The organism is Flavobacterium sp. WC2416, assembly GCF_041200095.1.
GTDB lineage: Bacteria > Bacteroidota > Bacteroidia > Flavobacteriales > Flavobacteriaceae > Flavobacterium.
In genome coordinates, this window is sequence record NZ_CP165626.1 from 2,833,897 (window position 1) to 2,845,890 (window position 11,994).

Below are 11,994 nucleotides of genomic sequence, written 5' to 3' on the forward strand. Positions count from 1 at the left end.
ACAGCCCTAGAATTGATTGTTACACCTTACGTAATGGGACTTCGAGTATTTCTAAACTTTATAAATAGTATTCGTTTCCATGTCATATCGAGAGCAATCGAGATATTAATGCCCCAGTACATTGGGGCATTTTTCATTATAAAAAGTGCAACTGGAAATAATAAACTTTAACAGCTAAAAAAAAGAACAGCTAGAAGATACCAATACCCCCCAAAACAGGCTTTAAATAATATTGAAATGTTAAATTTCTTCGGTACTACGAAGCGTATGGGGATAGAAAGCAAATAAAAGCAGTCAATTTTGTATCACTAAAAAACATAATAGATACAAAATCAAATTACTTTCAAATGGCAGCAACAATTATCACAGTCGAAGATCTTAGAGACTTCAAAATTGATTTATTAGAGGAAATCAAAAAAATATTTCAATCGCAAACTACTACGCAAACCAAAAAGTGGCTAAAATCCACAGAAGTACGTAAACTACTAAACATTTCTCCCGGAACCCTCCAAAACCTCCGCATCAACGGAACACTTGCCTATACCAAAATCGGTGGCACTATCTATTACGCCAATCAAGACATTGACAAAGTACTGGAAAGCAACAAAGTAAACTCAATTCCCAATTTATTTAAATAATTCATCAATCAATAATCCAGACCCAGAGATCTTAATTCCTAATACTTCAATCTTAGTACTTCTCAAAAAATGAACTACATCAAACACCTCACTGGTTTTTTCAATAAAATCAGTTATGAAACCAACCTAAATCCAACCCACATTTCGCTCTATTTAGCACTTTTCCAATGTTGGAACGTGAATAGGTTTAAGAACCCAACAGGCATATCGCGGGAAGAGATTATGAAAGCCAGCAAGATCAATTCAAAAGCGACCTATCACAAGTGCATGAAAGAGTTGGAGCTCTTAGGATTTATGGTATACAACCCAACATTTAACCCCCATTCCTGTTCCAACATCATTATGACAAATTTCTCTGAAGAAGTAAAAACAAACTCAAAATTAGCTATACCAACCCATTCAAAAAATGAACCCGTTCACAATTTGACCAAAACAAAAAATGAACAAGTCATTGAACAGGTAAATGAACAGGTATATATATATAATAAAAAACAAACATCTAAAAACATTTTAAACAATATAAAAATAGATATAAAAAAAAATTCAATAAATCAACTTGTTCAAAATTTGAATCCATTAATAAATCCTAAAGAAAAAAAGGAGAAAGAAAAAAGTTGCGTGAAAAAAGAAAAACCGATTGAACTCGATTTAATTTTTGACACTATCACTGAAAATCAAACCGAAAACAGTTTGCACAAAATTGTCACTTCGAGCGAAGTCGAGAAGCCTTCACTCGAAATGATACTGGAATACTTCTCTTTCAAGGAAAGTTCCTTAACGGAAGCCAACAAGTTTTTCAACTACTACTCTAGCATCGGTTGGCTCGTAGGCGGAAAAACAAAAATGAAAGATTGGAAAGCAGCAGCACGAAACTGGATGCTCAACACTGCTAAGTTTGCTGTAAATGCTCCACAATCCGATTACAATTCCCAACCAAAACCGATGCACCTGCACACGGCAACACAAAAAAACTATGACGAACCATTGTAAATCATCCGTCCGTGAAACCTTCGTCATACATAAAGGTTTCAAAGTATATAATTTTCAAAAATGTCTACTATACCTCGAAAACGAAGGAAAAACGACCTACGGAAATTCATTTCAAATTAGCGAAGCGGATTATCCTACCATCTACAAATTGTTGATTTATATGATTCAAGACGAGAAAACAGCCTTAAAACTAAAGATCGATCTGTCAAAAGGTATTCTGGTCTCTGGAGCAATTGGTTGCGGAAAAACGTCGCTAATGCATCTAATACGACCTTTTGCATATCAAAGCTCCGACTATAAAATCAAAACATGCAGGGAAGTCTCCTTTGAATTTGCCAAAAATGGCTTTGAGGCCATCAATTGCTACACGTTAAAGCAAGTCAATCAATCGCGACTAACGGGTTATTGCTTTGACGATTTGGGTGCTGAACAGCAAATCAAGCACTTCGGTAACGACTGCAACGTCATGGCTGAGGTACTGATCAGCCGCTACGAACAGTTTGTCGAAAACAAATCTGTCACGCACATTACCACTAATCTTTCCGCCTCCGAAATCGAAAACAACTACGGCAACCGCCTCCGCTCCAGAATGAGAGCCATGTTTAACCTAATCACATTCGATAAAAACACCACAGACAAAAGATAAATTCATTGCGAGGATCGAAGCAATGGCATCACTTTGAGTAAAAATTGGTATCGAAAACCAACTTTAAACTTTTCAAATCTTAAACTTTAAACTTTTTCATCATGAGAAAAATCAACACCTTCTGGAACTGGTTCCAAGACAACAATCAAACCATCAAAAACCTTATCAACGAAACCCCTTTAAACCAAAAACACATCAGTTTTTGGATAAGCAAAAACCTCAGCTACTATTGCAAGGAAATTGACTTTCTGATTGTTTTTCCAAAAAAGGGTAATACAAAATCCGAACTCATTATAACCGCCAATGGTAACCCTGATTATTTCAGCCCAGTAATTAATTTAGTCGATAATGCTCCACAATTAAGAAACTGGAAATTCACCGCCTTCATCCAGCCAACCGAAAGAATTGAGGAAATTATGAATGATCTTGATAAACCTTATATTTTCCAGGATATTATTTTAAAAACAAGTGACCTCAAATTTTTAGCTCTGGATTATGATGATGAAAAATCAAAACTGGATCTCATTGTATATCTAAACAATTACACTTTACATTGCAGCAATAAAACTTTGGAACAAGCAATTTTTATTATTACAGATGTATTAGAACATTATTCAATGAAGAAAAACGTTAATTTTGTTCAATTGGCACAAACGGATGACAATGAAGACGGAATAGTATATTTGTATGATTCTCAATTGTATAGTTATGATTTAAATTTGTTGAAAAAAGCAAAAAAATAACTAATTTTCATTTCTAATTTTTCACTTTTGCAATTGATGAATACCGTAAGATTAATAATTTTTGTACCGCTTTCCACGAACAAATTGACACAAGGATTTGGCCTTACTATATTAAATCTTAAGCAAATCAAAATAGATAAATCTAAAATTTATAAATTTTATTATTACTTTTACAATCTTGAAACTTACAAACGCCATATTATCAATTATTATTCTGATTCTTTCCTGTATGCCTTGCGCAGATATGGAAACAGTAACTTCATATAATAAAGCAACAATTAGTATGCAGTCAAGCCAACATCAAGATAAAGATGCTTGCTCACCTTTATGTATTTGTAGCTGCTGTGGTTGCCAAGGCTTCGATTACAATTCAATTTATGTATATAATCTCTTTTCTGTCAAAACAATAATTGACAAAAAAGTACCAGAATACAAATCAATTTTCACTTCCAATTTCTTCGGAAGTATTTGGCAACCGCCACAAATTAATGTTTAATTTTTTTTTTATTAATGATTAAATGAATAGCGATTAATGACTTGTACATTAATCGAACTAGTCTTTTTCATTAATTACTTTACCGTATTTGATAAATTCAAATGCTGTGATTTATAAATCAATATTAAACATTAATCCTTTACAATAGTGTTAGACAAAATCATCCATTTTAGTATAAATAATAAATTCATCATTGGTTTGATGACTTTATTCCTCATTATTTGGGGAGTTTGGAGTGCATCCAAATTGCCCATCGATGCAGTACCAGATATTACAAACAATCAGGTACAAATCATTACGCTTTGCCCTACTTTGGCAGGACAAGAAGTAGAACAGTTAGTAACGTTTCCAATAGAACAAAGTATTGCAAATCTTCCTGATTTAGAAGAAACCAGAAGTATTTCCCGTTTTGGTTTATCGGTAATCACAGTAGTTTTTGATGATGATGTCAATATTTATTTTGCACGACAACTCATTAGTGAACGACTAAAAGGAGCTGTTAGCCAAATACCTCAAGGCATCGGAACACCTGAATTAGGTCCGGTAAGCACAGGGCTTGGCGAAATATATCAATACATTCTACACCCAAAAAAAGGTAGCGAAAAGAAATACTCCGCTATGGATTTGCGTACCATGCAAGACTGGATAGTAGCGAGACAACTCCTAGGAACTCCGGGAATTGCCGAAATAAATAGTTTTGGTGGCAAACTAAAACAATATGAAGTTGCCGTTAACCCTAATCGTTTAAGGGCAATGGGGGTAACGATTCCCGAAATTTTTACGGCTTTAGAAAAAAATAATCAAAATACAGGTGGGGCTTATATTGACAAAAAACCAACAGCCTATTTTATTCGTGGCGTAGGTCTAGTTACTTCCTTGGAAGACGTAGAAAATATTGTTGTTAAAAGTAATCCAAACAGCGTCCCTATTTTCATAAAAGATGTTGCAGAAGTGAAATTTGGTAGTGCTGTTCGCTATGGAGCAATGACCTATAACGGAAAAGTGGATGCCGTAGGTGGTATTGTGATGATGCTTAAAGGAGCTAATAGTAATGAAGTAGTACAAAGGGTAAAAGACAAAATGGCAATCATTCAAAAATCATTACCTGATGATGTCATCGTTGAACCGTTTATAGATAGAAGTACTTTTGTAAACCGCGCCATTTCTACAGTAGAAAAGAACCTAGTTGAAGGTGCCTTAATTGTGATTTTTGTATTGGTTTTGTTTCTCGGAAACCTTCGAGCTGGACTGATTGTAGCTTCTGCTATACCGCTTTCAATGTTATTTGCATTGGGATTGATGAAAGTTTTTGGAGTAAGTGCAAACTTAATGAGTTTGGGCGCAATTGATTTCGGCTTAATTGTAGATGGAGCCGTAATTATTGTGGAAGCCTCTCTGTATTTCCTGGAACACAATAAAAGCAAAACGAAACTCACTCAAATCCAAATGGATGTTGCGGTTGAAAACAGTGCTAAAAAAATGATGAGTAGCGCTGCCTTTGGTCAAATCATCATTATGATAGTGTACTTTCCTATCCTGTCTTTAGTAGGTATTGAAGGAAAGATGTTTGGTCCGATGGCAAAAACGGTTTCCTTTGCAATTATTGGTGCAATGATACTTTCATTAACCTACATCCCTATGATGAGTGCCTTGTTTTTGCCGAAACAGATCAGCCATAAAAAGACATTTTCAGATAAAATGATGGATTTCTTGTACAGTAAATACCAACCTCTTTTAGAGAAATTTATTGCTATAAAATACAAAGTCGTTAGTATTACTGTCGCTTTGTTATTGGTCACACTTTTTATTTTCAGCAAAATGGGAGGTGAATTTATTCCCACATTAGCCGAAGGAGATTATGCATTTGAATTTAAAATGCCGATTGAAACCTCTTTATCCCAAAGTATCGAAACCTCGATGCAAGGCGCAAGAATTGTAAAACAATTCGATGAAGTAAAAATTGTAGTTGGTAAAACTGGCGCTGGAGAAGTACCTACAGATCCAATGCCACCCGGAGCGACTGATATGATGATAATTCTGAAACCGCAAGACGAATGGAAATCAGGCAGATCCTATGATGAATTGGGTGACGCTATTGAAGAAAAATTAAGCGTGATTCCAGGGGTTTTTATCGAAAAAAGTCAACCTATTCAAATGCGTTTCAATGAATTAATGACAGGAATTAAACAAGATGTTGCGATAAAGATATTTGGAGAAAACTTGGATAGTCTCTCCGTATATGCACAAAAAGTAAAAAGTGTAATCACAAACGTACAAGGCGTTTCTGCTCCTCAAGTAGAACAAGTAGATGGATTACCTCAAATCAATATTGAATACGACCGCTTACGTATTGCAAATTATGGTTTAAATATTGAGGATATCAACAGTATCGTGAGTACCGCCTTTGCGGGAAAAGCAGCAGGGGTAGTTTATGAAGACGAACGAAAATTTGATCTAGTGGTACGATTAGATAGCGCCTCAAGAAGAAGTATCGATGATGTAAGTAATCTATTGATACCAATAGCTAATGGAAGCCAGATTCCTTTATCACAAGTGGCGAAAGTGGATTTTAAATTGGGTCCGGCACAAATAAGCCGAGAAGAAGGGAAACGTAGAATTGTTGTTGGTTTTAATGTACAGGATAGAGATGTAAAAAGTATCGTACATGAAATTCAAGGCAAATTAGCTACAGAAGTAAAATTGCCTTCGGGCTATTATTTTACCTATGGAGGAACATTTGAAAATTTACAAAAAGCATCCAATCGTTTGATGATCGCTGTACCAGTATCGCTACTGCTAATTTTTATGCTTTTGTATTTTACTTTCAATTCAATGAAACAAGCCAGTTTAATCTTTACTGCAATTCCAATGAGTGCTATAGGAGGCGTATTTGCATTACTTCTTCGTGGAATGCCTTTTAGTATTTCGGCCGGAATTGGTTTTATTGCTTTGTTTGGAGTAGCCGTATTAAACGGAATTGTACTGGTCGGCACATTCAACCAACTCGAAAAAGAAGGGTGGGATGATGTTATAAAACGAGTTATCGAAGGAACAAAAATACGATTGCGACCTGTCTTGATGACGGCTACCGTAGCTTCGTTGGGGTTTTTACCAATGGCATTATCACATAGTGCAGGTGCCGAAGTACAAAAACCATTAGCAACTGTCGTAATTGGAGGATTACTTTCAGCTACGTTTTTAACCTTATTTGTATTGCCTTTGCTTTACATTATATTCAACACAAAAATGAATTTAAAAAGAAAACCAAAAGTGAAATCAATTGTAACTATTTTAGTTATTGGATTGTTTCTTTCATTTACTAATGGTCAAGCACAATCACGAAAATCCATTGATGAAGTTTTGAATCTAGGTCTAAAAGATAATTTACAATACAGTATCAACCAGTCGCAAATCTCAAAAAATCAGCTATTGATAAAAGGAAACAAGGAATTTCCTAAAACAGGCATTTTTGTAGAAAATGAAGATTTGCGTCCTTCGGATAAAATAGGCGTTTGGAAAATTGGTTTGCAACAAAGTTTCTTTTTGCCACAAGTAAATCAAGCCAAGAAAAACTTTTATCGAGAACAAACCAAATATTATGAATTCAACAAAGAAGTAATCGATGCAGAATTGAAAAAAAACATTCGTTCTGTATATTATCAAATGTGGTATTTACAAGATAAAGCCGCTTTATACCAGCGATTAGACACTATTTATATTGGACTGTTAAAAACGACTATTGTAAAAGTAAAGACAGGAGAGAGTGCCGGTATCGAAAAAATTTCGGCCAATGTAAAATTAAATGAAATTGAAACCAACATCACGCAACTTCAAAAAGAAATAGTAGTGCAGCAGCAGCTTTTAATGCAATTACTCAATAGTACAGAAGCCATTTTGCCACTTTCTAATTCGTTGGAAAAACTAGACTATGGATTACCAAACACATCCGAAACCCATCCGAATCTTCTTTTATTACAGCAAAATGTAGTGATTGCCAATAGTGAAATTGCAATCCAAAAAAGCAATCGCTTGCCAGAGTTTTCTGGTCGGGTTTTTTCACAAAAACTCTATGGCGTAGATGACCCTTTAAGTGGTTTTTCTTTTGGAACTTCATTTCCGATTTTTGGTACTGGAGCCAATAAAAATAAAATAAGAGCGGCTAAAACCGAAAAAGAAGTACAAGAACAAAAGTTGCAATATCAAACGCAAATTCTAAAATCTTCTTTAATGCAACACCAGACTGAAGTAGAAAAAAGCATTTCGGGTTTACAATTTTACGAAACTTCGGGTTTACAACAAGCTGATGAAATTATAAAAGCCGCTGATCAGTCCTATCGTGCAGGAGAAATAAGTTACGCTGATTTTTCATTATATTTAAGCCAAGCAATAGAAATACGAAAAAATTATTTAGACAATCTAAATGCGTACAACCAAGCCATTATTGATTACAATTATTTCACAAATAAATAAAATAAAAAAAAATGAAATCTTTAAAAACATATAAGAATTATCTTTTGTTAATTGCCTCTTGTCTCGTTCTAATTTCTTGCGGCAAAACTGAAACTAAACCTCAAGAAGAACAAAAAGCAACAACGGAAGAAGCCGCCCCTTCAATTGCCTCGCTCACTGCCGAGCAAATTAAAACGGTGGGTATACAATACGGAACAATTGAACAAAAACAATTAACAGCTACACTCCAAGCCAATGGGGCATTGCGAGTGCCTAACAATAACAAAGCCAATGCAACTTCGTTGTATGGTGGCGTTATAAAAACCATAAATGTACAATTAGGTGATTATGTAAAAAAAGGACAACTAATCGCTACAATCGCTAATCCACAATTTATACAATTACAAGAAGAATATTTAAGCACTTCCAGTAAAATAATCTTTGCCGAACAAGAAGTAGTACGACAAAAAGAGCTTAACGAAGGAAATGCAGGAGCATTAAAAAATTACCAGAGTGCTAATGCCGAACTAAAATCAATGCGAACTCGCAGAGCCTCTTTACAACAACAAATCCAATTAATGGGAATCAATCCTAATAATTTAAATAATAGTAATTTACGTTCTTCATTATCCGTAACAAGTCCAATAAGTGGCACAATTAGCAATGTGTTTTCTAAAATTGGAAGTTATGTTGATGTCTCTTCACCAGTTGCCGAAATTGTAGATAACTCACAATTGCATTTGGATTTAAATGTGTTTGAAAAAGATTTACCAATGCTAAAAGTAGGCCAAATTATTCATTTTAGAATTACCAATAATTCGGGACAAGACTACAACGCTAAGGTATATTCAATAGGTGCAGCATTTGAGAATGACAGCAAAAGTATTCCTGTACACGCCACCGTTCAAGGCAATAAATCAGGACTAATTGATGGAATGAATATCACCGCAATTGTCAGTTTAAATGATGTGACTACTAACGCTGTTCCAAATGATGCTATAGTGAGCGCAGATGGCAAAGACTATATTTTTGTGGTCACCAATAAAAAAGCAGAAGAAGAAAAACCAGAAGAAGGAGAAGTAGCCAAAGAAACCGAAACAAAAGATAAAGAACAAGAGCCAAAAAACACTAATTTCGAAAAAATAGAAGTAGTAAAAGGAGTTTCTAATATGGGTTATACCGCAATCACATTAGTAAAGGATATTCCATCAAATGCAAAAATCGTAACAAAAGGCGCATTCTTTGTAAATGCAAAATTGACAAACAAAGGTGAAGAATAATATCAATACCCTTCATACTATCTATTATGAAAATAAAATCTAACATAGACAAATTTGGAACAATTGGGCTTTTTATCACCGCCCTATTTTCCCCTTGTTGTTTTCCATTATTTGCTTTCGGAGCATCTGCACTTGGATTAGGAAGTATTGAATTGTTTGGCGGATGGACAATGCGGATATTTCTAATAATGGTAATGATTTCTATTATTGGTTTAGTTATTTCATATTACAAACATCGCAGTTTGCTTCCTTTGTTAATTGCTATACCAAGCGCAATTGTAATAAATTATGCTTTTTTTACCAATAGCAATACTTCACTTATTTATCTGGGAATGTTTGGAATTTTAATAGCTACAGGGGTAAATTATTACCGAAACAAATTACAAGGAAATTGCGAGAGTTGTACAACCTATGAAGGGAAAACAGTTGAATTAAAATCAACTTTAACTTGCCCCAACTGTGGATACAGAAAAGAAGAAATAATGCCAACCGATGCTTGTCAATTCTTTTACGAATGTGAAAAGTGCAAAACAATACTCAAACCATTAGAGGGAGATTGTTGTGTTTATTGCAGCTACGGTTCGGTAAAATGTCCACCAATACAAGCAGGAGATAATTGTTGTTAATTAATATCAAAACAAAATGAAACACCAACACAAATACGATGCATACGGCAAACAGCTTTGTTGCACACTTGAAGAAAAAATAAATAGAATAACCGATAATCAAGCGGGATGTTGTACCGTGGACTATAAATCTGAACATGCTGATGATGATGGACACGACCATTCAGGAGACGACCGCACTACATTTCAAATGTTCTTGCCTGCAATCATAAGTTTTATATTTTTAATTGTTGCAATAGGTTTAGACAACTATTTTACACCAACCTGGTTTGTTGGTTACGTAAGCTTATCCTGGTACTTAATAGCCTACTTATTAGTAGGTTACCCAGTACTGAAAGAAGCGTATGAAAGTATCCGGAAAGGAGAAATATTTTCAGAGTTTTTTCTAATGGGAATTGCTACCATTGGAGCTTTTGCCATTGGCGAATATGCAGAAGGTGTTGCAGTAATGTTATTTTATGCTATTGGCGAAATTTTTCAAACATTGGCAGTTCAAAGAGCTAAAAAGAACATCAAATCGCTGTTAGATCAAAGACCCGACACAGCAACGGTAATGGAAGGGGAAAATACAATTTCTAAAAAAGCATCAGAAATTACTATTGGAGAAATTATCCAATTAAGACCTGGTGAAAAACTAGCTCTAGACGGAAAATTACTTTCAGACAATGCTTCTATAAATACAGCAGCTTTAACAGGAGAAAGTAAACCGGATACCAAACAAAAAGGAGAAATTGTACTTGCAGGTATGATTAATCTGAACAAAGTTGTTCTCGTCGAAGTTACGACAGCATATACAGACAGCAAATTGTCCCAAATATTACAAATGGTTCAGGATGCTACGGCTAAAAAAGCACCAACCGAATTATTCATTAGAAAATTTGCCAAAATATATACGCCAATAGTTGTAGTATTGGCAATCGGAATTTGTTTACTCCCAATGCTATTTGTCGAAAACTATAATTTCAACGATTGGTTGTACAGGGCATTAATTTTCTTAGTTATCTCCTGTCCTTGTGCATTGGTTATTTCCATTCCATTAGGTTATTTTGGTGGTATTGGAGCAGCAAGCAAAAACGGAATTTTGTTCAAAGGATCTAATTTTCTTGATATAATGGCATCTATCCAAGTGGTCGTTATGGACAAAACAGGAACATTGACCAAAGGCGTATTTCAAGTCCAAAAAGTAGTAGCAGTAGGTATTTCTGAAGATGATTTAGTAAAATATACAGCAGCACTCGAAACCAAATCTACCCATCCGGTCGGAACTGCCATTATCGAATATGCCAAAGGGTCAGAAAAAAATACAACCGTTACTGATGTAGAAGAAATTGCAGGACACGGACTTAAAGGAAAAGTGGATGGAAACGAAATCTTGGCAGGAAATATAAAACTGATGAAGAAATTCAACATTAGTTATGATACCGAAATCGAAAATACGCCATTTACAATAATCGTTATAGCAATCAATCAAAAATATGCGGGATACTTTTTAATTGCCGATGAAATTAAAGAAGATGCTAAAGAAGCTATCGAAAGTTTACACAAGTTAAATATCAAAACTGTAATGCTTTCAGGCGATAAACAAGCCGTTGTTGATGCTGTTGCCAAAGAATTAAATATTGATCAAGCCTATGGCGATTTGTTGCCCGAAAACAAAGTTGAAAAAGTTGAAGGACTAATATCCCAAAACCTAAAAATAGCCTTTGTAGGCGATGGTGTTAATGATGCCCCTGTCGTTGCCCTTGCCGATGCCGGAATTGCAATGGGTGGCTTAGGAAGTGATGCCACTATCGAAACTGCTGACATCGTTATTCAAAACGACCAGCCTACAAAGATTTTTACAGCCATAAATATCGGTAAAAAAACCAAACAAATCGTGTATCAAAACATTGGTTTAGCGTTTGCCGTAAAAGCAATTGTTTTGGTACTTGGTGCTAGTGGTTTAGCTACTATGTGGGAAGCCGTTTTTGCTGATGTTGGAGTGGCTTTATTGGCTATTTTAAACGCTGTAAGAATACAGCGAATGAAGTTTTAAATTAAGTTAGTTATTTAATTCAAAAAAGGATGTTTGTTGTAAATACAAGCATCCTTTTTTTGAATAAACGCATAGCATAACTCTGTTAAGA

The 11,994-nt window shown here is 34.9% G+C and carries 8 protein-coding genes and 2 pseudogenes; all 10 read left to right on the plus strand.

Translation table 11 applies throughout. The features are described from left to right. The first annotated feature begins 347 nt into the window (after positions 1 to 347). Positions 348 to 638, plus strand: coding sequence for a helix-turn-helix domain-containing protein (locus AB3G39_RS11975; RefSeq protein WP_367769139.1), 291 nt, complete (start codon positions 348 to 350; stop codon positions 636 to 638). 69 nt (positions 639 to 707) lie between these two features. After that, positions 708 to 1,628, plus strand: a complete 921-nt coding sequence (locus tag AB3G39_RS11980; RefSeq protein WP_367769136.1) for a transcriptional regulator — start codon at positions 708 to 710, stop codon at positions 1,626 to 1,628. Between the two features lie 160 nt (positions 1,629 to 1,788). After that, the gene (locus AB3G39_RS11985; protein ID WP_367769134.1) at positions 1,789 to 2,274 is read left to right on the plus strand and encodes an ATPase; all 486 of its coding nucleotides are present in this window, start codon (positions 1,789 to 1,791) and stop codon (positions 2,272 to 2,274) included. 101 nt (positions 2,275 to 2,375) lie between these two features. After that, a complete protein-coding gene (locus tag AB3G39_RS11990; protein ID WP_367769131.1) occupies positions 2,376 to 3,017 on the plus strand; it encodes a hypothetical protein in 642 nt (213 codons plus the stop codon). Positions 3,018 to 3,195: 178 nt separating this feature from the next. Next, positions 3,196 to 3,513 (plus strand): DUF6660 family protein, encoded by a 318-nt coding sequence (locus AB3G39_RS11995; protein WP_369753575.1) that lies wholly within the window; start codon positions 3,196 to 3,198, stop codon positions 3,511 to 3,513. A gap of 147 nt (positions 3,514 to 3,660) precedes the next feature. After that, positions 3,661 to 7,983 carry a CusA/CzcA family heavy metal efflux RND transporter gene (locus AB3G39_RS12000; protein ID WP_367769126.1) on the plus strand — a complete coding sequence of 1,441 codons (4,323 nt, stop codon included), beginning with the start codon at positions 3,661 to 3,663 and terminating at the stop codon, positions 7,981 to 7,983. An 11-nt stretch (positions 7,984 to 7,994) separates the two neighbouring features. After that, positions 7,995 to 9,242, plus strand: a complete 1,248-nt coding sequence (locus AB3G39_RS12005; protein ID WP_369753574.1) for an efflux RND transporter periplasmic adaptor subunit — start codon at positions 7,995 to 7,997, stop codon at positions 9,240 to 9,242. Positions 9,243 to 9,268: 26 nt separating this feature from the next. Further along, positions 9,269 to 9,598, plus strand: a pseudogene (locus AB3G39_RS12010) (MerC domain-containing protein); the annotation flags it as partial. A gap of 69 nt (positions 9,599 to 9,667) precedes the next feature. After that, positions 9,668 to 9,868: pseudogene (locus AB3G39_RS12015) on the plus strand (GDCCVxC domain-containing (seleno)protein); the annotation flags it as partial. Positions 9,869 to 9,884: 16 nt separating this feature from the next. Further along, positions 9,885 to 11,903 (plus strand): heavy metal translocating P-type ATPase, encoded by a 2,019-nt coding sequence (locus AB3G39_RS12020; RefSeq protein WP_369753573.1) that lies wholly within the window; start codon positions 9,885 to 9,887, stop codon positions 11,901 to 11,903. The last annotated feature ends 91 nt before the right edge of the window (positions 11,904 to 11,994 follow it).

Coding starts and splice junctions, on each gene's coding strand:
- AB3G39_RS11975 (WP_367769139.1), top strand. CDS start 348: ATGGCAGCAACAATTATCACAGTCGAAGATCTTAGAGACTTCAAAATT.
- AB3G39_RS11980 (WP_367769136.1), top strand. CDS start 708: ATGAACTACATCAAACACCTCACTGGTTTTTTCAATAAAATCAGTTAT.
- AB3G39_RS11985 (WP_367769134.1), top strand. CDS start 1,789: ATGATTCAAGACGAGAAAACAGCCTTAAAACTAAAGATCGATCTGTCA.
- AB3G39_RS11990 (WP_367769131.1), top strand. CDS start 2,376: ATGAGAAAAATCAACACCTTCTGGAACTGGTTCCAAGACAACAATCAA.
- AB3G39_RS12005 (WP_369753574.1), top strand. CDS start 7,995: ATGAAATCTTTAAAAACATATAAGAATTATCTTTTGTTAATTGCCTCT.
- AB3G39_RS12020 (WP_369753573.1), top strand. CDS start 9,885: ATGAAACACCAACACAAATACGATGCATACGGCAAACAGCTTTGTTGC.